General features: G+C 34.6%; 25 protein-coding genes. 18 read left to right on the forward strand and 7 right to left on the reverse strand.

Features of this window, described 5'->3' with window-relative positions:
* Positions 1-442: 442 nt before the first annotated feature.
* Both BIW12_RS05935 and BIW12_RS05940 read left to right on the forward strand, forming a co-directional pair.
* Positions 443-1,390: a 2-hydroxyacid dehydrogenase gene (locus BIW12_RS05935; protein WP_071184258.1), complete on the forward strand. Its 948-nt coding sequence runs from the start codon at positions 443-445 to the stop codon at positions 1,388-1,390.
* An 81-nt stretch (positions 1,391-1,471) separates the two neighbouring features.
* Complete coding sequence (locus BIW12_RS05940) at positions 1,472-1,753, forward strand: TM2 domain-containing protein (RefSeq protein WP_071186174.1); 282 nt, start codon at positions 1,472-1,474, stop codon at positions 1,751-1,753.
* A gap of 143 nt (positions 1,754-1,896) precedes the next feature.
* Here the strand turns inward: BIW12_RS05940 and BIW12_RS05945 are convergent, their stop codons facing one another.
* Positions 1,897-2,232: a single-stranded DNA-binding protein gene (locus BIW12_RS05945; RefSeq protein WP_071184259.1), complete on the reverse strand. Its 336-nt coding sequence runs from the start codon at positions 2,230-2,232 to the stop codon at positions 1,897-1,899.
* A gap of 196 nt (positions 2,233-2,428) precedes the next feature.
* On the opposite strand from BIW12_RS05945, the gene BIW12_RS05950 reads away from it, so the two are divergent.
* From BIW12_RS05950 to BIW12_RS05965, 4 genes are read left to right on the forward strand one after another with little or no spacing between them, the layout of a single operon-like run.
* The gene (locus BIW12_RS05950) at positions 2,429-3,958 is read left to right on the forward strand and encodes a carbon-nitrogen hydrolase family protein (RefSeq protein WP_071184260.1); all 1,530 of its coding nucleotides are present in this window, start codon (positions 2,429-2,431) and stop codon (positions 3,956-3,958) included.
* A 2-nt stretch (positions 3,959-3,960) separates the two neighbouring features.
* Entirely contained in the window at positions 3,961-4,512 is a 552-nt protein-coding gene (locus tag BIW12_RS05955; protein WP_071184261.1) for a YfiT family bacillithiol transferase, read from the forward strand.
* A 6-nt stretch (positions 4,513-4,518) separates the two neighbouring features.
* Positions 4,519-4,869: a hypothetical protein gene (locus tag BIW12_RS05960; RefSeq protein WP_071184262.1), complete on the forward strand. Its 351-nt coding sequence runs from the start codon at positions 4,519-4,521 to the stop codon at positions 4,867-4,869.
* 25 nt (positions 4,870-4,894) lie between these two features.
* Positions 4,895-7,297: a M20/M25/M40 family metallo-hydrolase gene (locus tag BIW12_RS05965; protein WP_083382055.1), complete on the forward strand. Its 2,403-nt coding sequence runs from the start codon at positions 4,895-4,897 to the stop codon at positions 7,295-7,297.
* A gap of 18 nt (positions 7,298-7,315) precedes the next feature.
* Here the strand turns inward: BIW12_RS05965 and BIW12_RS05970 are convergent, their stop codons facing one another.
* From BIW12_RS05970 to BIW12_RS05980, 3 genes are all read right to left on the reverse strand, one after another.
* Positions 7,316-8,188 (reverse strand): MBL fold metallo-hydrolase, encoded by an 873-nt coding sequence (locus BIW12_RS05970; RefSeq protein WP_071184263.1) that lies wholly within the window; start codon positions 8,186-8,188, stop codon positions 7,316-7,318.
* Positions 8,189-8,286: 98 nt separating this feature from the next.
* Positions 8,287-9,351, reverse strand: a complete 1,065-nt coding sequence (locus BIW12_RS05975) for a M48 family metallopeptidase (RefSeq protein ID WP_071184264.1) — start codon at positions 9,349-9,351, stop codon at positions 8,287-8,289.
* A gap of 4 nt (positions 9,352-9,355) precedes the next feature.
* Positions 9,356-10,315 carry a YjgN family protein gene (locus BIW12_RS05980; RefSeq protein ID WP_071184265.1) on the reverse strand — a complete coding sequence of 320 codons (960 nt, stop codon included), beginning with the start codon at positions 10,313-10,315 and terminating at the stop codon, positions 9,356-9,358.
* Positions 10,316-10,490: 175 nt separating this feature from the next.
* On the opposite strand from BIW12_RS05980, the gene BIW12_RS05985 reads away from it, so the two are divergent.
* The 11 genes from BIW12_RS05985 (at position 10,491) to BIW12_RS06035 (ending at position 19,258) form a co-directional block, all read left to right on the forward strand.
* The gene (locus BIW12_RS05985; protein WP_071184266.1) at positions 10,491-10,820 is read left to right on the forward strand and encodes a HesB/IscA family protein; all 330 of its coding nucleotides are present in this window, start codon (positions 10,491-10,493) and stop codon (positions 10,818-10,820) included.
* Positions 10,821-10,890: 70 nt separating this feature from the next.
* A complete protein-coding gene (gene sufB, locus BIW12_RS05990) occupies positions 10,891-12,339 on the forward strand; it encodes a Fe-S cluster assembly protein SufB (RefSeq protein WP_071184267.1) in 1,449 nt (482 codons plus the stop codon).
* Positions 12,340-12,373: 34 nt separating this feature from the next.
* Positions 12,374-13,120, forward strand: coding sequence for a Fe-S cluster assembly ATPase SufC (gene sufC, locus BIW12_RS05995; protein WP_071184268.1), 747 nt, complete (start codon positions 12,374-12,376; stop codon positions 13,118-13,120).
* A 77-nt stretch (positions 13,121-13,197) separates the two neighbouring features.
* A complete protein-coding gene (gene sufD, locus BIW12_RS06000; RefSeq protein WP_071184269.1) occupies positions 13,198-14,514 on the forward strand; it encodes a Fe-S cluster assembly protein SufD in 1,317 nt (438 codons plus the stop codon).
* Positions 14,515-14,742: 228 nt separating this feature from the next.
* Positions 14,743-15,957, forward strand: a complete 1,215-nt coding sequence (locus BIW12_RS06005; RefSeq protein WP_071184270.1) for an aminotransferase class V-fold PLP-dependent enzyme — start codon at positions 14,743-14,745, stop codon at positions 15,955-15,957.
* Positions 15,958-15,966: 9 nt separating this feature from the next.
* Positions 15,967-16,404, forward strand: a complete 438-nt coding sequence (locus BIW12_RS06010; RefSeq protein WP_071184271.1) for a hypothetical protein — start codon at positions 15,967-15,969, stop codon at positions 16,402-16,404.
* Positions 16,394-16,813 carry a SufE family protein gene (locus tag BIW12_RS06015; RefSeq protein WP_071184272.1) on the forward strand — a complete coding sequence of 140 codons (420 nt, stop codon included), beginning with the start codon at positions 16,394-16,396 and terminating at the stop codon, positions 16,811-16,813. Before BIW12_RS06010 ends, BIW12_RS06015 begins: the two co-directional genes overlap by 11 nt.
* Positions 16,814-16,856: 43 nt before the next feature.
* A complete protein-coding gene (locus tag BIW12_RS06020) occupies positions 16,857-17,204 on the forward strand; it encodes a GxxExxY protein (protein ID WP_232227158.1) in 348 nt (115 codons plus the stop codon).
* A gap of 210 nt (positions 17,205-17,414) precedes the next feature.
* Positions 17,415-17,738 carry an SUF system Fe-S cluster assembly protein gene (locus BIW12_RS06025; RefSeq protein WP_071184273.1) on the forward strand — a complete coding sequence of 108 codons (324 nt, stop codon included), beginning with the start codon at positions 17,415-17,417 and terminating at the stop codon, positions 17,736-17,738.
* A 77-nt stretch (positions 17,739-17,815) separates the two neighbouring features.
* Positions 17,816-18,328 (forward strand): DUF2480 family protein, encoded by a 513-nt coding sequence (locus BIW12_RS06030; protein ID WP_071184274.1) that lies wholly within the window; start codon positions 17,816-17,818, stop codon positions 18,326-18,328.
* A 78-nt stretch (positions 18,329-18,406) separates the two neighbouring features.
* Positions 18,407-19,258 carry a DUF3078 domain-containing protein gene (locus BIW12_RS06035; protein ID WP_071184275.1) on the forward strand — a complete coding sequence of 284 codons (852 nt, stop codon included), beginning with the start codon at positions 18,407-18,409 and terminating at the stop codon, positions 19,256-19,258.
* Between the two features lie 73 nt (positions 19,259-19,331).
* Here the strand turns inward: BIW12_RS06035 and hflX are convergent, their stop codons facing one another.
* Positions 19,332-20,558: a GTPase HflX gene (gene hflX / locus BIW12_RS06040; RefSeq protein ID WP_071184276.1), complete on the reverse strand. Its 1,227-nt coding sequence runs from the start codon at positions 20,556-20,558 to the stop codon at positions 19,332-19,334.
* A 441-nt stretch (positions 20,559-20,999) separates the two neighbouring features.
* Here hflX and BIW12_RS06045 point away from each other — a divergent pair, with 441 nt between their 5' ends.
* The gene (locus BIW12_RS06045) at positions 21,000-22,688 is read left to right on the forward strand and encodes a glycoside hydrolase family 13 protein (protein WP_232227184.1); all 1,689 of its coding nucleotides are present in this window, start codon (positions 21,000-21,002) and stop codon (positions 22,686-22,688) included.
* Positions 22,689-22,778: 90 nt separating this feature from the next.
* Here BIW12_RS06045 and BIW12_RS06050 read toward each other — a convergent pair whose 3' ends face one another.
* Both BIW12_RS06050 and BIW12_RS06055 read right to left on the reverse strand, forming a co-directional pair.
* Positions 22,779-23,261 carry an FKBP-type peptidyl-prolyl cis-trans isomerase gene (locus tag BIW12_RS06050; RefSeq protein ID WP_071186181.1) on the reverse strand — a complete coding sequence of 161 codons (483 nt, stop codon included), beginning with the start codon at positions 23,259-23,261 and terminating at the stop codon, positions 22,779-22,781.
* 48 nt (positions 23,262-23,309) lie between these two features.
* Complete coding sequence (locus BIW12_RS06055) at positions 23,310-24,650, reverse strand: DUF5689 domain-containing protein (protein ID WP_071184277.1); 1,341 nt, start codon at positions 24,648-24,650, stop codon at positions 23,310-23,312.
* Between the last annotated feature and the right edge of the window lie 13 nt (positions 24,651-24,663).

The following is a 24,663-nucleotide window of genomic DNA, read 5'->3' on the forward strand; positions in this document are numbered from 1 at the left end:
CTAAAAATCAAGCATTTTATCTAATAAAAATGCTTTATATCGAATATTTAATTAGTTGCTTTTCTAAAAGTAAAAATAAATGTAATTTTATAGAAGCAAACCCAGTCTATCGCTACTTGACTTTTCTTAATCAATGGTTTAAGTTAAAACTAACATTAAATATACCTTATTATGAAAAAGTTATTCAACATGATTTACGACAAGATTTCCCGTTTTTTATTCGGAGACGAAACGATGGCGAGATATTAACGAAAAATTGTATCAGTAAAAAAAGAGCGTATGTAAAAAACACTACTTTAAGTTTGGGTCATCCAACAGCAAGCCATTTCTGAATTAGTTTTAATTTAGAAATGGTTTTTTGTTGCTACGGGATACTCATTTTTAGACACAAATGAATCCCCTATTTTTTTAGTATTTTTGAAAGCTCAACATAAAAATACTTATGGATATTAAAATTCTGCACATAGATAGTAATAACCCAATAATGATGAGCCAATTACAGCAATTGGGTTTTATCAATCACGAAGACTTTACTTCGTCAAAAGAAGAAATCGAAAATAAAATTCAGGATTATCATGGAATTGTCATTCGTAGCCGATTTAAAATTGATAAAACTTTTTTAGACAAAGCAACTAATTTGCAGTTTATAGCGCGTGTAGGAGCCGGATTAGAAAGTATCGATTGCGATTATGCTCTTGCTAAAAATATTCGTTTAATTGCCGCTCCCGAAGGGAATCGAAATGCAGTAGCCGAACACACCTTAGGAATGATTTTGTCGCTTTTTAATAATTTAAATCGTGCCGACAGAGAAATACGTTCCGGATACTGGAACAGAGAAAGCAATCGCGGTCATGAATTAGACGGAAAAACCGTGGGAATTATTGGTTATGGAAATATGGGAAAATGGTTTGCTAAAAAACTCAGAGGTTTTGATGTCGAAGTGCTTTGTTATGATATTCAGGAAAATGTGGCCGATGCCAATGCAAAGCAGGTTTCTTTAGCCGATTTACAACAAAAAGCAGATGTATTAAGTTTACATATTCCATGGACTCCCGATACCGACAAAATGGTTAATGCGTCTTTTATAAATGCTTTTGCCAAGCCGTTTTGGATTTTTAACACCTCTCGGGGGAAAAACATTGTAACGGCTGATTTGGTTGCTGCTTTGCAATCCGGAAAAGTTTTAGGTGCCGGACTGGATGTTTTAGAATATGAAAAATTGTCTTTTGAGACCTTATTTCAGGACAAAACTACACCCGAAGCTTTTCAGTATTTATTAGAAGCCGATAATGTGTTATTGTCGCCTCATGTGGCTGGCTGGACATTTGAAAGTCACGAGCGATTAGCACAAGTAATTGTGGATAAAATCAAGAATTTATACTTTAATTAAAGTAAATCAGCTTGTGTTATTTTAGTATTTAGATAAAATTTCATAAATTTAATGATTGATAATCAGCAAAATACTATGATTATGGAAAATTCAAAACACGAACACTGGAATCAACCACAACCTTTTGAAGAAGATAATAAAAGGCTGGCTGCAGGTTTATTAGCTATTATTCTGGGGCCTTTGGGAATTCATAAATTTCTGTTGGGTTACACTAAAGAAGGAGTCATCTGGCTTTTTCTAAGTCTAATCAGTTTTGGAGCATTAACCGGTCTTTTAGGACTTATAGAAGGAATTATCTATTTGACCAAATCAGAGGATGAATTTTACAGAACATACCAATTAGGACGAAAACCCTGGTTTTAAATAAAAATCCGAACCAATAAAAAGCTGTTTAAAATACATTATTCTATAAAATACAATTCCGCAAAGCCATTCAACTTTGCGGAATTTTTTTTAACTCTCGGCTTTTGTTTTTTTACATAAAAAACAACTAGTCAAATCTCAGCTTATGGTTTTCCTAATAAGAGTAAATCAGAAACCACCACTTCGGTCACATAACGTTTTTCGCCGTTTTTATCTTCATAAGTACGATGAGTCAATTTGCCTTCTATGGCAATTTCTCGTCCTTTAGTAACGTATTTTTCGATAATTTCGGCAGTTTTTCCCCAGGCAATTAATCGATGCCATTGGGTCTCCTCAACTTTTTCTCCTTTATCGTTTTTGTAAATTTCGTTAGTTGCCAATGTAAAATTGGCTAACTTTTTACCTCCGTCAAAATTTTTGATTTCAGGTTCATTTCCTAAATGACCTATCAACTGTACTTTGTTTCTTAATGCATTCATGGCGTATAAAATTTAATTGTTAATGAATAAATTTGATTTAAAAATTGTCATTGCTTTTATTGCTTTTCGACGATACAAAGTTGCAACCAGGGCAAACATTTATTCGGTTAGTATCTATTTACTTTCGGTTATAAATATTTGTAAACGTTTGTAAACGGATACTTTTTTTCGTATCTTTCAGCAAATCAATTCTTTTATGCAAGCAGAAATCAACAAAGTCGAACTACGAAATCTGAAAATTCAAGACTACAAAGAATTGAAAAATTCGATGATTGAATCTTATCCGGAAATGGTTGACGATTATTGGAGAGAAGCCGATATTAAAAAATTACTCAAAATATTTCCCGAAGGTCAGCTGGTTATTTTAGTTGATGACATTGTAGTTGGTGCCGCATTATCCCTAATTGTACACGAAGATTTAGTGGATCAAAACCACGATTATGCTAAAATTACAGGCAACTATACCTTTTCTACCCATACTGCTAAAGGTGAGATTTTGTATGGTATTGATGTTTTTGTAGTACCAAAATACCGTGGATTACGTTTAGGACGCCGTTTGTACGATGCCCGAAAAGAAATTTGCGAACAACTAAATCTAAAATCCATTGTATTTGCAGGCAGAATTCCGAATTACGCCAACTATGCACATGAAATCAATCCCAAAACTTATATTGACAAAGTAAAAAGAAAAGAGATTCATGATCCCGTACTGTCTTTTCAATTAAGTAATGATTTTCACGTAATGCGGGTGATGAAAAACTATCTGGAAGGCGATAGAAAATCTAAAGAATTTGCTGTTTTATTAGAATGGAATAACATCTATTACATTGAAAGTCCTACAATTATTAATACCGAAAAAACAGTCATCCGATTGGGGTTGATTCAATGGCAGATGCGTCCTTTGAAAAATCTGGAAGCGTTGTTTGAACAATCTGAATTTTTTATTGATGCTGTTTCGGGTTATGGCAGCGATTTTGCTGTTTTCCCCGAATTGTTTATTGCGCCTTTAATGGCCGATTACAATCATTTGTCTGAAGCCGATGCCATTCGGGAACTGGCTAAATACGCCGAACCTATAAGGAAACGTTTTCAGGAATTAGCCATTTCATATAATATCAATATTATTAGCGGAAGCATGCCTAATTTAGTTGACGGAGTCCTCTATAATAGTGGTTTTTTATGCAAAAGAGACGGTACTTATGAAACCTACACCAAAATCCACATTACCCCAAACGAGGTTTTTCACTGGGGAATAACAGGCGGAAATACCATTCAGACTTTTGACACCGATTGCGGAAAAATAGGAATTATGATTTGTTATGATGTGGAATTCCCCGAACTTTCCCGATTAATGGCCGATGAAGGCATGAACATTCTCTTTGTTCCTTTCCTGACCGATACTCAAAACGGCTACACTCGGGTAAAACATTGTGCCCAGGCCAGAGCCATAGAAAACGAATGTTATGTGGCCATTGCAGGCTGTGTAGGCAACTTGCCAAAAGTAAACAACATGGACATTCAATATGCACAAACCGCTGTATTTACACCCGCCGATTTTGCTTTCCCAAGCAATGGAATCAAAGCCGAAACAACACCAAATACCGAAATGACGCTAATTGTAGATGTCGATTTAGATCTTTTAAAAGAATTACATGAACACGGAAGTGTAAAAATCTTAAAAGACCGTCGTCATGATTTATATCGAATTAAAAAACTAAAAAATTAAATATGGAGCATCAATTGCATGATATAGAAAGCTTACGATTTCCAATAGGAGAATTTCAAAAACCTAATTCTATAACCCCAGATTACTTAGATACATGGATTGAAACTATTGAAAATTTTCCTTCCAAAATAAATGAACTGACCAAAAACCTTTCGGTAAACGAATTAAATTGGATTTATAGACCCAACGGCTGGAAAATAAAACAAGTAGTACACCATTGTGCCGATAGTCATATCAATAGTTTTGTCCGTTTTAAATTGGCATTAACTGAAGAAAAACCAATCATTAAACCGTATGAAGAGGATCGATGGGCAGAACTCATTGATGGCGTTTCTGATGACTTAACGGCTTCCCTTCAAATAATCAAAGGAGTACATGCCCGATGGGTTTTGCTATTAAAATCATTTAGCGAAAAAGAATTAAAAAGACAATTTATCCATCCGGCAACCCATAAAACCTCATGTTTAGAAGAAGTTATTGGCGTGTATGCCTGGCATTGTAATCATCATTTAGCACATATTGAACAAGCCTTGTTTTACAAGGGACAATTTTAAAAAATTATGGTAAAGAACTGTTTAGAATGTGGCGAAAAAATTATAGGTCGCGAAGACAAGAAGTTTTGCAGCGATGGCTGTCGCAATGCCTACAACAACAAAATGAACAAGGACAGTAACAACTTCATGCGCAACATCAACAATAAATTGCGCAAGAATTACCGCATTCTTAGCGAGCTGAACACCGATGGAAAATCAAAAACTACTAAAAGCAAATTATTAAGTAAAGGTTTCGATTTTGATTTTTTTACCAATATTTTAAAAACTAAAACAGGAAACACATACTATTTTCTGTATGACCAAGGTTATATGTTATTAGAAAATGATTTATATATTCTTGTAAAAAAAGACAATTAGTTGCCCTACCCCAAACCTACTTAAAATGAAAAAAGACCTAACCTCGATAATCTATACCCTTTTTTTTATAGCTGTTCTCAGTTTTATTTATCTCAGTATAATGCCCCGATGGACTTTTACTAACGAAGAAGCACTAACGGAATTTTCGACCAAAAGAGCCTTAACTCATGTAAAAAATATTAGCCAAAAACCTCACTATGTAGGCTCAGAAAATCACAATCAGGTTGCCAATTATCTGCAAACCGAACTGACTAAATTAGGCTTAAAACCAAGTATTCAGCAAGGATTTACCCTAACCGATTGGGGAAATTTAGTAAAATCCAAAAACATAATCGCCCGGATTGAAGGAAGTAAAAACACTAAAGCTTTGCTATTATTGTCGCATTATGACAGTGCTCCACATTCGGCATCACCCGGCGCAAGTGACGATGCTGCCGGAATTGCAACCATACTGGAGGGAGTTCGTACTTTTTTACACAATAAAACACCACATCAAAACGACATCATTATTCTGTTTACCGATGCCGAAGAATTAGGACTCAACGGTGCTGCACTTTTTGCAACCCAACACCAATGGGCAAAAGACGTGGGTTTAGTACTTAACTTTGAAGCACGTGGAAGCTCCGGACCTAGTTATATGTTGATGGAAACCAACAATGGAAATGCTGGAATGGTTCAAAATTTCGCTGCTGCAAATCCTACTTTTCCGGTATCCAATTCGCTAATGTACAGCATATACAAAATGCTGCCTAACGATACTGATTTGACTATTTTCAGAGAACAAAGCAATATTCAGGGATTTAATTTTGCTTTTATCGATGGACATTACAACTACCACACCGCCCAGGACGACTACAATCATTTAGACCCCAATTCGCTAACTCATCAAGGTTCTTACCTGATGCCTTTACTGAATCACTTCTCTAATTCTAATTTGAATACCACTAAATCCGTTGAAGATTATGTTTATTTTTCGATTCCTTTTAGTTTTATCAGTTATCCTTTTAGTTGGGTAATTCCAATGCTAATCATCGCTTTTGGTCTTTTCTTTTTCTTTATTTTCTTAGGAATTGCCAAAAGAATTCTAACCATCCAAAAAATACTTCAGGGATTTGTTCCGTTATTGGGTTCGCTGTTTTCAGCAGCATTAATTACATTTCTAGGTTGGAAGGCATTATTACAAATCTATCCGCAATACAACGATTTACTAAATGGCTTCACTTACAACGGACACGCTTACATTGCCGCTTTTGTCTTATTGAGTATTGCCATCAGTTTTGCGTTTTATCACTTCTTTACTCCCAATAAAATCACAGCCAATCATTTTGTAGCACCATTATTCATTTGGCTACTTATCAATACCGGCATTGCTTTTAGTTTACAAGGAGCAGGATTTTTAATTATTCCGGTTTATTTTGGCATTTTTATGTTTGGTTTTTATATTCTCACGCAAAAATACAGCCCTGTTTTCAACCTCATTTTTAGTATTCCTGCCTTATTGATTATTGCTCCTTTTATCCAAATGTTCCCAATAGGATTAGGACTTAAAATACTATTTGGTAGTGCTATTTTAACTGTCTTATCCTTTGGATTACTCTTGCCTACTTTAGGCAATTATGTCCAAAAGGGAACCTGGTCTATCCTTTTCTTACTGGCTTCCATTGGCTTTTTTGCCAAAGCACATTCCAATGCTGATTACGAAAAAGGAAAAGCAAAATCCAACAGTCTGGTTTATCTTTATGATGCCGATACCAACCAAGCGCAATGGTTAACTTATGATAAAAATCTGGATTCCTGGACCAAAAGCTACTTGGGTGAAGACCCAAAAACCCCCAAAGGCATCAGTGATATTCCGCTTTTCAGCAAATACGATTCGCAATTTACCTTTGCAGCTCAGGCACCATTACAAAGGATTCCCCAACCTACCATCGAATTTCTAACCGATAGTATTGCTGATAATCTACGCTATTTAAAAATTCGTATTTCGCCTAATCGAAAAGTCAATCGTTACGATATTTTTGCCAATGAAAAAATGGATATTTACAATATCAAGACAAATGGTGTTTCGCATTTACAACAAAACGGAAAAATATTCAAAAGAGAAGGAAAAAAATTACTCAGCTATTATGTAGTCGATAATGAACCGCTACTTTTGGAATTTAACATCAATGCAGCTACTGTATTTGACATGAAACTACTGGAAAGTTCCTTTGATTTAATGCAAAATCCATTATTCAATATCCGCAAAAGAGCCGACTGGATGATGCCAACCCCATTTGTACTTAATGATGCCGTGGCAATTAAAAAAACCATTAAACCAAGTCCCGGAATCATTCAGGAAGCTGTAAAGGTTACTGAGCAAAAATCAATAATTCCAAATCCCACTGAAACGGTTACTCCTCCGGTCGATAGTACAAAAATTGAATAATTTATTTTGATGCAGTTACTATAAAATATTACTTTTTAAAATATCCTCACAAGAAAAAACTTCACTGATTCGCACTCCTTTTTCGGTATGTTGCACAGTGATTATTGGATTATGGGCATCATGTTCCATAAACAAATAGTAATTATTATCAGCGGCGGCATTCATGAATTTTGTTTTTTCATCCATTGTCAAAAGTGGTCTGGTATCGTATCCCATCACATACGGAATAGGAATATGCCCTGCTGTTGGTAATAAATCGGCACAAAAAACGATGGTTTTTCCCTTGTATTGAATATACGGAATCATCTGTTTTTCGGTATGTCCATCGACAAAGAAAATTCCAAAATCCAATTCGGATTTTTCCAAAAAATCGGTTTCATTTCTTTTGATGAAATTGAGCTGACCGCTTTCCTGCATTGGCAAAATATTTTCGGACAGAAAAGACGCTTTTTCACGGGAATTGGGTTCGGTTGCCCATTTCCAATGATTTTCGTTTGTCCAAAATTTAGCGTTTTTAAAAGCGGGTTCGTAACCTGTTTTATCTTTATTCCATTGGACAGCACCTCCACAATGATCAAAATGCAGATGGGTCAAAAACACATCGGTAATATCATCGCGATGGAAACCAAATTGCGCCAACGATTGATCCATAGAATGTGTTCCCCAAAGTGAATAATACCCAAAAAACTTCTCCGATTGCTTATTCCCCATTCCGGTATCAATCAAAATCAGACGATTTCCGTCTTCGATTAATAAACAACGGGCAGCAATATCAATTAAATTATTGGCATCAGCAGGATTGGTTTTGTTCCAAATAGTTTTAGGAACTACGCCAAACATAGCGCCTCCGTCTAATTTAAAATTTCCTGTTTCTATGGGATAAAGATTCATGCAGTGTAAAATAAAAATTCAACAATAAAACTACTAAATAATTGTAGTTTCATTGTTGAATTAGTATGCTTTTTTATAACAAAAGTAAGTTAAACGTTTTATTGCTTTAATTGAACAAACAAACGTTCTAGTTGCGGATGCGCTACTGTTTGAAATTTTTTGTCTTTAATCATTTTATCAATAAAATCTATTCGGTTTTCGGTCACCGGATGCGAACTCAAAAATTCCGGAATGGCATACGATTGTTGTTGTAATCGCTTGAATAAATTAGACATTCCCTTAGGATTGACTTTGTTTTCCAACAATATTTTAAAACCATCTGCATCGGCCTGATGTTCAAATTCTCTTGAAAAAGATAAGGATTGCAAACTGTTTACATTGTCGCCTATGGTTGCCATAATTCCGTTAGCATCTCCTAAAATTACCGAAATAAACAAATAACCTGATAAACTGCGACAAAGCATTTTCATTGAATGACGGTTATTCACATGAGAAGCTTCATGACCTAATAAGCCCACGAGTTCATCGTAATTTTTCATTTCTTTAAGAATACCAGTAAAAACTACAATACTTCCATCGGGTAAGGCAAAAGCATTAATTTCATTTGAGTTTACAACCGTAAATTTGAGCTTTTTGGTGTTTTGAAGTTTCAATTCCTTTGCAAAATCATTCAGTAATTTTGTTTTCTCAGAATCAACATCCATAAAATATTGATTTCCTGCCCAGGCCGAAGTACCTAATTCGTTATCATACTCTTCAGGAATTAAACTCACCGATTGTTCTGCCGCCCAGGGAATAATATACACATAACACAAACCAATAAGCGCCATAATAACCACAGCTATCCCAAAATGGGTAGCAAATCCTAAATCAATCAATTTTTGATACCAGCCAATATGTCCATTTGCTTTTCTAAAATTTTGAATTAAATCAATAAAATGGGCATCTTTGATTTTGATATGCTGTAAAACATCCAATCCGTGTTCTAAATGCAATCCTGTCGCTCGCTTATCAAAAGTTACTTCCTGAATAAGCCATTTGCAAGTTGAACCATTGGCTAATTGAAATTCTAAGGTTCTGTTAAAACTGTTCAATGACAATACTATCTGTTGTGGAACAGACGAATTTCCGTCATAAAAAACAGCAGTTGTTGTATTGTTCATAACATTACATTATGGTATCCAGATTCAGGAAATCGCTTAAATCTTCGCCAGTAGCATCTTTATAATTTTCTTCGGTTTGCGTTAAGGCATCTAAATTAATATTTCCTTCGGCTTCAATATTTTCAAGAATAAATTTTATAGTTCGGGTTGCTACCCAGGCGTAACCTAAGCCTAAAGTAAAGACTAACAACAAAATATTAGTTACAATCAATTGGAAAAATCCACCCGCTGTTGCTTTAGAATTAAGATAAATTTTAGCATCGCCTCTTTTTAAACTTAAATTATTTACATAGTATTCAAACAACTCTTTTTGCCACCAAAAAGAATAAACACCCAAAGTAACAATCGTTAATAAATAACCTTTAATGTTAAGTGCAAAATACTCTCCGCCATCGCCATCATATTGAAATTCAACATCGCCAAAACGAACATTTCCCAATAAATAGTTTCGCATATTCATAGCCATCCATGGCCCATAAACTCCTAAGGTTATAATAGTAAAGAAAATCCATTTAAAAAATAACAATGTAAATTCTTTTCTGTCTCCTCTATACCCAAAACGAATACCTCTCCATGAACTACGGGACATTCTATAACGATACGAACCGTGAATTGCGATAGGTAAAATAGCTACTAAACCTATATAAAATATTAACACCCCTGTTCCCGGCATTTGTTGAAGAACACAAAAAATAAGCACTCCATACAATATCGAAAATATCAAAATTGCTTTTAAAAACCCCTTAAACATTTCTTTTCCTGTACCATGAAAAGCAAATGAATCCTCATTGAGAGAAGTTGAATTATAAATATATTGCAGTTGTTTGGCTTTTGCCCAAGGATAATAAAACCCTAAAGTTATTACGGTTAACAACCAATTTACCATTATAATTCCAAAGAAATCACTCCCTTTACCATTGTAATTTAACGAGTATTCCACTCTTTTTTCTAAAGATTCTTCCATAATTATTTATTGTTTTTCTGATTAAAAAATAGATTATAAAAATATACTATTTTTTTTACTAAACGAAAAAAATAACTATTATCTATTTCCTTATTAGTTATAAAAATGTTATCTGTTGTAGAATACGGTTTTTATGCCTTATCTTTGCAGTTAATTTAGACAAAATCAACACACAATGATAAAGGTTTCTGATACTGCCAAAAAGAAAATCATCGACTTGATGACAGAAGATGGTTTTGATGCCGCCACAGATTATGTAAGAGTAGGTGTTAAAAGCGGCGGATGCTCGGGCTTATCCTATGATTTAAAGTTCGACAAAAACAAAGGTGAAGATGATAAGATTTTCATAGACAATGATATAACTATTGCTGTAGAAAAAAAATCTTTCTTATATCTGGCTGGAACTATTCTTGAGTTTTCAGGTGGATTAAACGGAAAAGGATTTGTTTTCAACAACCCAAATGCTACCAGAACTTGTGGATGCGGAGAAAGTTTTTCTCTTTAAATCTTTTAGAATTTAAAAACTATTTAAGGACTTTTTAATCTTTAAATTTTCCAATCTTTAAATAAAAAAAATGAGTAAATATACAGAAGACGATTTAAAAATCGAACTCGAAAACAAAGAATACGAATACGGATTTTACACCGAATTAGAATCGGAGACGTTTCCTATTGGGTTAAATGAAGACATTGTTCGTGCCATCTCACAGAAAAAAGACGAACCACAATGGATGACCGATTGGCGAATCGAAGCTTTCAGGGCATGGGAGGAGATGATTGAGCCAGAATGGGCAAACGTTAAATATCAAAAACCGGACTTTCAAGCCATATCTTATTACTCAGCTCCAAAAAAAGCAGACCCAAACAAAACCCTAGATGATGTAGATCCAGAATTACTGGAGATGTACAAAAAGCTGGGTATCTCTATTGATGAGCAAAAAAAATTGAATAATGTAGCCATGGATATCGTAGTTGACTCGGTTTCGGTAGCTACAACATTCAAGAAAACATTAGGCGAAAAAGGAATAATCTTTATGAGTATTTCTGAAGCCATCAAAGAACATCCTGAATTAGTTCGTAAATATTTAGGAACTGTTGTCCCGCAAAGAGACAACTTTTATGCAGCGTTGAATTCAGCTGTTTTCTCAGATGGTTCTTTCTGTTATATTCCAAAAGGCGTAAAATGTCCAATGGAACTTTCTACCTATTTCCGTATCAATCAGGCGGGAACAGGACAATTCGAAAGAACACTGTTAATTGCTGACGAAGGAAGCTATGTTTCTTACTTAGAAGGATGTACAGCTCCAACCCGCGACGAGAATCAATTACACGCTGCTGTGGTAGAATTAATTGCCTTGGACGATGCCGAAATTAAATATTCTACCGTGCAAAACTGGTACCCTGGAAATAAAGAAGGTAAAGGTGGAGTTTTCAATTTTGTGACCAAAAGAGGATTTTGCGAAACTAACGCTAAAATTTCCTGGACACAGGTTGAAACAGGATCTGCGATAACCTGGAAATATCCTTCTGTTATTTTAAAAGGAGACAACTCAATAGGTGAATTCTATTCGATTGCTGTTACTAATAATTTCCAACAAGCCGATACAGGAACTAAAATGATTCATTTGGGTAAAAACACTAAATCGACCATTATTTCTAAAGGTATTTCGGCCGGAAAATCGCAAAACAGTTATAGAGGATTGGTGCAAATTAGCCCAAGAGCTGATAACGCCCGTAACTTCTCTCAATGTGACTCATTATTAATGGGTAACAATTGTGGAGCACATACTTTCCCTTATATCGAAAGTAAAAATCCATCTGCTAAAATAGAACACGAAGCAACCACATCTAAAATTGGTGAAGACCAGGTTTTCTATTGCAACCAACGTGGAATACCTACAGAAAAAGCCATTGCCTTAATCGTAAACGGTTTCAGTAAAGACGTATTAAACAAGTTGCCGATGGAGTTTGCCGTAGAAGCACAAAAATTATTAGAAATTTCATTAGAAGGATCAGTAGGATAATCTTTTTAAGACTTTATATCAAAACAAAACATTTATGTTATCAATAAAAAATCTACACGCCTCAATAGGTGATAAAGAAATTCTTAAAGGAATCGATTTAGAAGTAAAAGCAGGAGAAATCCATGCAATAATGGGACCAAATGGAGCCGGAAAAAGTACACTTTCGGCAATTATTGCAGGAAACGAAAATTATGAAGTAACCGAAGGTGAAATCCTATTAGAAAACGAAGACATTTCAGAATTAGCTCCTGAAGAAAGAGCACATAAAGGAGTGTTTCTTTCATTCCAATACCCGGTTGAAATTCCAGGTGTTTCAGTAACAAACTTCATGAAAACGGCTATCAACGAAACACGTAAAGCTAACGGTCAGGAAGAAATGCCAGCAAACGAAATGCTGAAAGTAATTCGTGAAAAATCAGAATTATTAGAAATCGACCGTAAATTTTTATCTCGTTCTCTTAACGAAGGCTTCTCTGGTGGAGAGAAAAAACGTAACGAGATTTTCCAAATGGCGATGTTAGAACCTAAATTAGCTATCCTTGATGAAACCGATTCTGGTTTAGATATCGATGCTTTAAGAATTGTTGCCAATGGAGTAAACAAATTGAAGAGCGACAAAAACGCTATCATCGTAATTACACACTACCAAAGATTATTAGACTATATCGTTCCTGACTTTGTTCACGTATTATACAATGGAAAAATTGTAAAATCTGGCGGAGCTGATTTGGCACATGAGCTAGAAGAAAAAGGATACGACTGGATTAAAGCAGAAAATTAAAATTTGTTTATAGTTTATAGTTTGTTGTTCTGGCAAGAACAACAAACAAAAAACCATAAACCATAAACATTATAAAAATGGAATTAAAAGAAAAATTACTATCGTCTTTTATGGCTTTTGAAGAGCGTGTTGATGTTCATTCACAACTGCATGATGTTAGAACTTCAGCAATAAAAAACTTTGAGATAAAAGGCTTCCCAACTAAAAAAGAAGAAGCTTGGAAATATACTTCGCTAAATGCCATTCTAAAAAATGACTTTACCGTTTTTCCTAAAAAAGATAGCGCTATTGAATTTAATCAGGTAAAAAAATATTTTATCCACGAAATCGATACGTATAAAGTTGTTTTTATTGACGGTATTTTCAGCTCTCACCTATCTTCTACAACACACGATGGAATCGATGTTTGTTTAATGTCTTCGGCATTGACAAAACCAAAATACAAAATGGTTATTGATAACTATTTTAACAAAATTGCAAGCAAAGACGATAGTCTGACTTCATTAAATACGGCTTTCGCCAATGAAGGAGCTTACATTAATATCCCTAAAAGCAAGGTTGCTGACAAACCTATTGAGATTATGTATTTCTCAACAGGAAACGAATCAGCATTAATGGTTCAGCCTAGAAACTTAGTAATTGTAGGTGAGAATTCTCATGTACAAATTATTGAGCGTCACCAAAGTTTAAGCGGGAATCCGGTTCTTACCAACTCAGTTACTGAAATTTTTGCTCAAAAACGTGCTATTGTAGATTATTACAAAATCCAAAATGACGACCTTGAAGCTAACTTAATCGACAATACGTATGTTTCGCAACAAAAGGAAAGTCATGCTTATGTTCATACTTTTTCTTTTGGTGGAAACCTGACAAGAAACAACCTGAATTTCTACCATTATGGTGAAAGGTTGACAAGTACTTTGAACGGAATTACCATTATTGGCGAAAAACAACACGTTGACCATTATACCTTGGTAAATCACGCACAACCTAATTGTGAGAGTTTCCAGGATTATAAAGGAATTTTCTCTGATCGCTCAACAGGAGTTTTCAACGGAAAAGTATATGTAGAAAAAGAAGCTCAAAAAACCAATGCGTTCCAAAAAAGCAACAACATTCTTTTAAGCGATAAAGCGACTATCAACGCTAAACCGCAATTGGAAATTTTTGCAGATGATGTAAAATGTTCGCACGGTTGTACCGTAGGGCAACTTGACGAAACCGCTTTGTTCTACATGCAACAACGCGGAATCCCTAAGAAAGAAGCCAAAGCTTTATTGATGTATGCGTTCTCTAACGCAGTTATCGAAAACATCAAAATACCGGAATTAAAAAAACGAATCACTACTATCATCGCCAATAAATTAGGTGTGAAACTAGGATTTGATTTATAAGTTTTAACCGCAAAGTTAAATAAGGTTTACGCTAAGGGCACAAAGTTAAATAAGCTTTGTGCCCTTTCTGATTAAATATCAGTCGGGAAAAATATAAAAACGGTAAAAAAACCATTAATTTTAACTCAATAAGTTAAACTGATACTACAATCAATCAAAACAAATAATTGAAGCAAAAAACAATTTTAGTTTTAGTACTTTTGTAGAATAGAATTTTTCTAAATAGTTATGCTAGACATTCAAAAAATAAGAGCCGATTTTCCTATTCTTAATCAAAAAGTAAACGGAAAACCATTAGTATATTTCGATAACGGAGCTACTTCGCAAAAACCTCAAGTGGTTATTGATGCCATTTCAAAATATTATCAGGAAATAAATGCTAATATTCACCGTGGCGTTCACACACTAAGCCAATTAGCAACTGATGCTTACGAAATTGCCCGTGGCAAAGTTCAAAACCACATTAATGCTAAACACGCCCATGAAGTACTTTTTACTTCAGGAACTACTTTTGGAATCAATTTGGTTGCCAATGGTTTTGCTTCAATTTTAAAACCAGGTGACGAAGTAATTGTTTCCCATTTAGAGCACCATAGTAATATAGTGCCTTGGCAAATGTTGTGCGAGAAAACCGGAGCTACTCTAAAAGTCATTCCAATGAATGAAGAAGGAGAGTTGGTTATGACTGAATACGACAAATTACTTTCAGAGAAAACTAAAATTGTCGCAGTAAATCATATTTCAAACGCTTTGGGAACTATCAACCCAATCAAATACATGATTGATAAAGCACACGAAGTAGGTGCTGCAATCCTGATTGATGGAGCCCAATCGGTACCACATTTAAAACCGGATGTTCAGGCTTTAGATTGCGATTTTTATGCTTTTTCGGGACATAAAATGTGCGGACCAACAGGAACCGGAATTTTGTATGGAAAAGAAGCCTGGTTAAACAAATTACCTCCTTATCAGGGTGGTGGCGAAATGATTAAGGAAGTTAGTTTCGAGAAAACAACCTATGCCGAATTGCCTCATAAATTTGAAGCAGGAACACCTCATATTGCAGGAGGAATTGTTCTGGGAACAGCAATTGATTATATGAATTCTGTCGGTTTTGAAAATATTCAAAAACAGGAATTGGAGTTATTAGCTTACGCAACCGAACGTTTATCAGAGATTGAAGGCTTACGTATTTATGGAACATCTAAGAATAAAACTTCGGTAATTTCGTTTAATATAGAAGGGATTCATCCATATGATATTGGTAGTATTATTGATAAACTAGGAATTGCAGTAAGAACAGGACACCACTGTGCGCAACCCATTATGAATTTCTTCGGAATTCCGGGTACTATAAGAGCTTCATTCTCTTTTTACAACACCAAAGAAGAAATTGATGCCTTAGTTGATGCTGTTAAAAAGGCGCAGTTAATGTTATCCTAAAGCTAAAATATGAAATTACTATCTTTATTATTCCTGACCATTTTTCTAAGCAAAGGCTGTGATGGAGATGCACAAAAAAAATTGGAAGCAGCTCAGTTAATTTACACCGCAAACTCCAGAGGATTTCATCAGGAAATAGTAATTGAAAATCATATTGCAATTATAAAAAAAGACAGAAAAGAAAAAACTATCCAAACTAAAATCTCAGATGCTGACTGGAAAGAGCTAATTACTCTTTTTAAGAAAGTCGATTTAGAAGAAATCAAAAATTTAAAATCGCCTACTGAAAAACGTTTCTATGATGGTGCAGCGATAGCTAATTTGAAAATAAATTACAAAGGAAGAAACTATGAATCACAAAGTTTTGATCACGGATTTCCTCCTGTTGAAATAAAAAAAATAGTGACTAAAATAAATTCATTTGCAAAACAGAATAATGAAAATTAAAGATATACAAGAAGAAATTGTTGACGAGTTCTCGATGTTTGACGATTGGATGCAACGTTATGAATACATCATCGAGTTAGGAAAAAATCTTCCTTTAATCAAAGAAGAATTCAAAGTTGATGAAAATTTAATCAAAGGTTGTCAATCTAAAGTTTGGTTACAAGGAGAACAAAACGAAGACAAAATAGTCTTCACTGCCGATAGTGACGCCATACTAACCAAAGGAATAATTGCTATATTAATCCGTGTTTTTTCAAATCAAACACCAAAAGACATTATTGATGCCGATATGGGGTTTATTGACGAAATAGGCTTAAAAGAACATTTATCGCCTACAAGAGCTAACGGACTGGTATCTATGATTAAGAATATTAAAATGTATGCTTTGGCATTCAATACTAAAGGATAGGTTTTTTAAACATATAAGTCATATAAGCAAACTCTTTAAGATTATGAATGTAACAAAAAGTTATCTCAAAGATTTAGTTTATCAGGTTAATGGCGCAGCTATTGAAGTTCATAAAAGTTTAGGTCCAGGACTTTTAGAAAGTATATATCACCAATGCTTTAAAAAAGAATTAGAATTACGAAAAATTAATTATTCTTCAGAACTTTTGATTCCTTTAAAGTACAAAGGACATGAATTAGAATCTAAACTCAGATGTGATTTATTTATAGAAAACAAGCTAGTTGTTGAATTAAAATCGGTGAATGAAATCAACCCGATTTATGAAGCACAATTACTAACTTATATGAACTTATATGAACTTATTAAACGCACCAATTGGTTTGCTTATTAACTTTAATGTAAAAAATATTTTCTATGAAGGTCAAAAAACATTGGTGAATGATTTTTACAGCAGACTTGAAGAATAAACTTAACATATAAATCATCTAAGCCAAAAAGCTAATATGAACTTATATTTAACTTAAAAATAGAAAACAAAAAACTTATATGACTTATATGTTAAAAAAATAAGTCATATAATTTAACAAAAAAACGAAATAAAATGGAACAAGAAATAGACACCAACGAATTAGGAGAAGCGATTGTAAAGAAGTTAAAAACCATTTACGATCCGGAAATTCCTGTAGATATTTACGAACTGGGATTGATTTATGATGTAATGGTAAACACTGATTACGAAGTAAAGATCCTTATGACGCTTACTTCTCCAAACTGTCCGGTAGCCGAGAGTTTACCGAGAGAAGTTGAAGAAAAAATAAAATCGATTGAGCATGTAAAAGGTGCCGAAGTAGAAATCACTTTTGATCCACCTTGGAGCAAAGATTTAATGAGTGAAGAAGCTAAACTAGAGCTAGGAATGCTTTAATCCGTTAATTTGTTTATGGTTTATGGTTGGCTGTTTTAGAACCTCAAACTATAAACTAAAAACTATAAACTTTTAAAATGGAAGAGATAATTAACAAAGTAGCTAATAGTGCCTTGGAAGTATTCGATTTAGAAGATTACTATCCAAAGGGCATTCGTACGCAAATTGATATTTCGCAATGGTTACTCGAAGGATTTTTATTAAAAGAAAAAGACTTTAGGGAACAGCTAAAAAATCATGATTGGTCGCAATACCAGGATCATTATGTCGCTATCTATTGCAGTACCGATGCTATAGTTCCGGCCTGGGCATCCATTTTAGTTGCTATACAATTAGCTCCTTTTGCCAAGAAAATCATCAATGGAAGTATCGAAGATTTGGATGCAGCACTATATGAAGAATTACTTCCTAAACTGGATTATACGACTTATGAAAATAAATCGGTGATTATTAAAGGTTGTTCTAAGAAACCTGTGCCTATGCGTGCTTATGTTTTGGCAGCACACAATTTGCAGCCATTTGCCAGAAGTATTATGTATGGAGAAGCCTGTTCAGCAGTTCCGCTATACAAAGCACCTAAAAAAGCTTAAATGCTATATTTATTAAATCAAATGCTACTTTTCCAGTAGCATTTTTTTTATATTTACTATTCAAAAACTACTTCAAATATGAAAAAACTGCTTCTACTCTTTGTGTTTACATTTTCTGTTTTTTCGATAAAAGCCCAAGAAACCATCAAAGACACTACAAAACTTTGGACTAAAAAAGGCAATATGTCATTATTATTAAGTCAATCGGCCTATAACAGACAATGGCTTGGCGGTGGAACTTCTAACGTAGCAGGAAATTTTAATTTAAATTACGATTTCAATTACAAAAAAGGAGATGTGGTTTGGGACAACAAATTTATTCTGGCTTACGGACTAAGTAAAATAAAAGGAAACGAAAACACCGCAAAAACCGATGACCGCCTTGAATTAAACTCACTTTGGGGTAAAAAATCGACGGTCAAAAATTGGTATTACTCCGTGTATTTTAACTTTAGATCCCAAATGGATACTGGTGTTGACAAAAACAACTTAAAAATATCTCATTTTTTCTCGCCTGCTTACTTCCAGTTTGGACCTGGTTTTTTGTGGAAAAAAGACGACAATGTAAGCATCAACATTGCTCCGGCAGCTGGAAAATTAATTTTGGTTCACAAACATTTTACCGAACTGGGATCTTCTTTTGGAGTCCTGCAAGGCGATAATTCCCGTGTAGAATTTGGAGCAAGCATTTCGGGCTATTTTAAATTCAATGCTATCACCAATGTTTCCATCGAAAATCGATTGAATTTATATTCGAACTATTTAGACGACCCACAAAATGTTGATATCGATTACCAAATGAATGTGGTAATGAAAATCAACAAATACCTTTCGGCAAACATTGCTTTGCAAACCATCTATGATCACAATGCTATCAAAGCGGTTCAGGTAAGAGAGATATTTGGATTAGGCATTAATTATGGTTTTTAATTTCGAACTAATCCAAAAAAAATCCCTTTCGAAAATTCAAAAGGGATTTAATACAATTTATATTTTAGAAATGCTATTCTTCTTTCTCCATTGCATCCTTATAATCGGGATACAAGAACTTATTATAAGGAAAACGCGTAATGTGAATTTGGCGCACGGCTTCGTAAACTCTTTCCCTAAACTCTTCAAAATTCTCTTTATTGGTAGCCGAAATAAACAAGGCGTTTTGCTCTCCTACACGACTCATCCAGGTCGATTTCCACTCTTCCAATGTATAATGTTTAGTAGTTTTTTCGGTCATTAAATCATCTTCATCAATAGTCAAGTGCCTGTAAGCATCTATTTTATTAAAAACCATAATTACCGGTTTGTCCCCTGCTTTGATGTCTAATAAAATTTGGTTTACCGAAGCAATATGATCTTCAAAATCCGGATGCGAAATATCCACCACATGCAATAATAAATCGGCTTCACGAACCTCATCAAGCGTACTCTTGAATGAATCTACCAATTGTGTTGGCAATTTCCTGATAAAACCTACGGTGTCCGAAAGCAAGAAAGGTAAATTCTTGATTACCACTTTTCGAACAGTCGTGTCTAACGTAGCAAACAATTTATTTTCAACAAAAACATCACTTTTCCCAATAGCGTTCATCAACGTTGATTTTCCCACATTGGTATAACCTACTAAAGCCACACGAACCATCGCACCGCGATTGCTGCGTTGAGTCCCCATTTGCTTGTCGATAGCTTTGATTTTATCTTTCAACAACGAAATTCGATCACGCACAATACGACGGTCGGTTTCAATCTCAGTTTCCCCCGGACCACGCATCCCGATACCCCCTTTTTGACGTTCTAAGTGTGTCCACAATCCTGAAAGTCTTGGCAGCAAATAAATACATTGCGCCAGTTCAACTTGGGTTCTGGCGTAAGAAGTTTCGGCTCTTTGGGCAAAAATATCTAAGATAAGATTGGTTCTGTCGAGAATCTTACAATCGATAATTTTGGAAATATTTTTTTGTTGCGAAGGCGTTAATTCGTCATCAAATATGATGGTCGAAATTCCGTTTTCTTTTACATAATGATGAATTTCGTCTATTTTTCCTGTACCTAAAAAAGTTTTAGGATTGGGTTTGTCCATTTTTTGCGAAAAACGTTTCACCACCTGACCACCTGCTGTAAAGGTTAAAAACTCTAATTCATCAAGATATTCATTAAGTTTCTCTTCGCTTTGATTTTGAGTTACAATACCAACGATGGCTGTTTTTTCGAAATTTATTACTTCTTTTTCTAACATGTCTCTAAATAAGGCTACAAATTTAATGATTTGCCCGTTAGGAATAGAATTTATGTGTTCATAAAAATTTATCGTTAACCCTTATAACTATCAAAAGCTGTTTTGTAAACAACTAAGCTGTCTGCCGACAGACAGATTACTCAAATTAGATACAAATGCACCTTTTTTATATTCTAAAAGCACTACTTTTTTTAGCTAAACCCCTATCTCAAACCATTGATTTTCTTAACTTTATTATTAAAAAACCGATTTTCATTCTACTTTTTTTCAACAACAAAAAACCAAGAAGAATAAAGCCGCTAACTTTACTTTTTTGAAACTATAAAACACCTCTAACCCGTTTTTGCCTTTTTGATGAGTTGCTTTCATTAAAAACGAAAACTAAAAACCAACCAAATGAAATTACAATTTCCAAAGTGCATGGCAATTCCTATCCTTTTTATGGGATTGTTGTCAACAAATCCAATCACAGCACAAGAAAACAAGGCAGCGACAGATTCTAAATGGTGGAAAGAAGCCGTAGTGTACCAGATTTACCCAAGAAGTTTCAAGGACAGCGATGGCGACGGCATTGGCGATTTAAAAGGAATTATTTCCAAACTGGATTATGTTAAAAGTCTGGGAATTGATGCGGTATGGCTGAATCCAATTTATACTTCACCAAATGACGACAATGGTTACGACATTAGTAATTATCGTGAAATCATGGCCGATTTTGGCACCATGGAAGATTTTGATTTGTTGCTAAAAGAAATGCACAAACGCAACATCAAACTTATCATGGACTTAGTAGTCAATCATAGTAGTGACGAACACGAATGGTTCAAACAATCCAGAAGTTCCAGAGACAATCCGTATAGAGATTATTACCATTGGTGGCCTGCCGAAAAAGGAAAACCGCCTTACCGATGGAGTTTTTTTGATGTAAACAGTGATGCCTGGAAATACGATGCCCAAACTAATTCCTATTACCTGCATTATTTTTCGCAAAAACAACCGGACTTAAATTGGGAAAACCCAAAAGTGCGAAACGAAGTCTATGACATTATGCGTTTTTGGCTTGACAAGGGAATCGACGGATTCCGAATGGATGCTTTTCAATTTGCTTCTAAAGACACCAGCTGGCCAGAGCTCCCAAAAGGTTTTGAAAAAAACATCATCAAATATTATGGTGTAGGCCCACATTTGCATGAATATTTGCAAGAAATGAACCGGGAAGTTTTTAGCAAATACGACATCATGACCGTTGCAGAAGGTGCCGGAAGTTCCCCGGAAGATGCGTTGCTTTTTGTTGATCCTAACCGTAAAGAATTAAACATGGCTTATCACTTTGAAAGTGTAGATATTGGAAAACATGTAAAAGATTTTGGTTTAGTAAAATACAAAGAGATTTTTTCCAGATATGATAAAACATTCAAAGACAAAGGATGGTTATCAATTTTCCTGGCCAATCATGACCAACCCAGAATGGTCAGTAAATTTGGAAACGACACACCGGAATTCAGAGAAATATCTTCCAAAATGCTATCCACTTTTGTGATGAGCATGCGAGGAACGCCTTATTATTATCATGGAGACGAATTAGGTATGATTAATATCCGTTTTGACTCTATTGACGATTACCATGATGTAGATACCCGCAACAAATATTTTGGACTAAAAAACCGTGGCGGAGATTTAAAAGCCTTTTTAGAAGAACAAAAACAAACGGCCAGAGAAAACGGAAGAACTCCTTTTCAATGGGATACCACAGCTAATGCAGGTTTCACAACAGGCACTCCTTGGCTAAAAGTAAATCCAAACTATGCCATAATCAATGCAGAAGCGCAGGAAAAAGATCCAAATTCAGTTTTGAATTATTTTAGAAAACTGGTTCAGCTTCGAAAAGAAAACCCAATTTTAATCTACGGTAAATATACTTTGATAGATAAAGACAATCCGGATGTTTTTGCATACACACGCGAATTAGAAGGAAAAAAAGTACTGGTAGTACTCAATTTCTCTGATAAAAATGTAAAAATAAATACTGGTTTCAATATCAAAAACGCAAAAGTACTGATTGCTAATTATAACAATCTTGCTAAAGATGGTTTGTTAAGACCTTATGAAGCCATTATTTACAAATTGTAATTGACTTTTATTTACATAAAAAATACCCCCAAAAGTATTTAACTTTTTGGAGGTATTTTAATTGTTTTTCTATTTTTTGTAATAATAAAACTAATTCACCGAAATTAATTTTACTTCAAAAACAAGTACAGAAGCTCCCGGAATACTTCCATTATCACTTCCTCCATATCCTAACTTTGCAGGAATAACAAGGATAGCGCTTCCTCCTTCTTTTAGGTATGAAATCCCTTCTGTCCAGCCTTTAACTACCTGATTCAAACCAAAAGAAATTCCTTTTTCGTCACTTTGATCAAATACTTTTCCATCCATAAAATAACCTTTGTAAGCCACAGTAACATTTGAAGCCGGAGTAGCCTGCTTACCTGTTCCCGGATCTTTGATTACATAGTATAATCCTGATTCGCTTTTAGTCCCTTTTAGTCCCTTTTTAGCAACATATTCCTCAATTTCCTTTTCATTTTTAGCAACATACGGAATCTCACTTGGTGCTTCGCTGGTATTGTTACTGTTAGTTTCTTTTTTACAAGAAATAAAAAGGGTCATAATCAATAGTGCTGATAATAAATGTTTCATAGTAAAATTATTTTTTAGAGAAGCCAAATATAGTAAAATAATAAAAAACTAATCCCCATAAACCTGAACATCATCTACCATAAAAGCACCATCTAAAGCTAAATTAGTTCCCGAGCCAATGTATTTAAAAGCAATATTGATTTTTCCTGTATAACTTGACAAATCAATAGCTCCTGAACCAATAAATTCATTCCAGGGCGTTGCTTGATTAGGAATTTTTGCTGCAAGTCGGGTCCAAGTCGCGGTATTGATATTTACTCCATCAAAATTTTTCGAAATATAAACTTCAAGTGTATTTAATGGAGAATCTACATCTAAATGATGCTGCGCTGTTCTAAAAGAAAGTGTTTCATTGGTATGCGTATCCATATCGATTTTTGGCGAAATCAACCAAACAATATTCGAAGCTACTTTAGTTCCTGTAATTGCAAATTCGGCATAACCATTAGTCGATGAAATACCGCCTTTCCAAAAAATGGCTCCAGTTTGTCTAATATTACCCCAACCCGGTAAACTCAAATTTGTCCCATCCGAAACCGATTGAAAATCTTCAACAAAAAAAGGAATGTTGCGTTTTCCAAGCATTACAACATCTGTTTCTTTTCGGGCAATCAACTGATAATCGGTATCAAATTTAGTCAAAACACCTCTTACTTTTCCACTTTCATCCGGGACAATACTTTTTGAAAAATCGGCAAAACTGCTCGTTCTAAAAATCAATTGATTGCCATTTTTGTCCACCAAATTCCAATTGGTCGCACCGCCCACATCATTTGTTTCTTCATAATAATGACGCCCAATAGCCGACTCTGTAAACTGTACATCCGATAATTCAATGAGTGTGTTCAAATGGCTATCGTTAATTTCGCCTAAATCAACTGAACGCACCAGTTGCTCTTCTTTCACATTCGTACAAGAAGCATTCAAGACCTTTTTATAATCGTTTTGCGAAAGCCGCCCTACTCCGCCTTGGTTAAAAGCATTCACATACAAACTACCAATGCGCAAACCACCATAATACAAATCGGTATATTGATCTTTTAGTTTCACATACACCTTATTCCCCACCCGAAAATCAACATATAAATTGGTAGCATCAACGGGAACGCTAAATCCTACTGAAGGAGTTGTGGCTGTAGCCAAAGTTTGCAACGAAATGCTTTTAAAAAAATTACCCTTTTCATCACTGGAAACCACATAGGCTTCTATCACATCGTCATAAGGATATTGAGCAACAATTTCGGCAGCAGTTTCTTTAATATCAGCTACTGTTTTGTTTACGGGAATATCGGGTTGATTACAAATGAGTTTCGGAATCTCTGTTGCGTCATTTGCACAAGCTCCCAGAACTAGCATCATTAATAAAAACTGAAAAGTATAATTTTTCATAATAACCAAAATT

Origin of the sequence: Flavobacterium commune (genome assembly GCF_001857965.1) — a bacterium.
Taxonomy (GTDB): Bacteria; Bacteroidota; Bacteroidia; order Flavobacteriales; family Flavobacteriaceae; genus Flavobacterium; species Flavobacterium commune.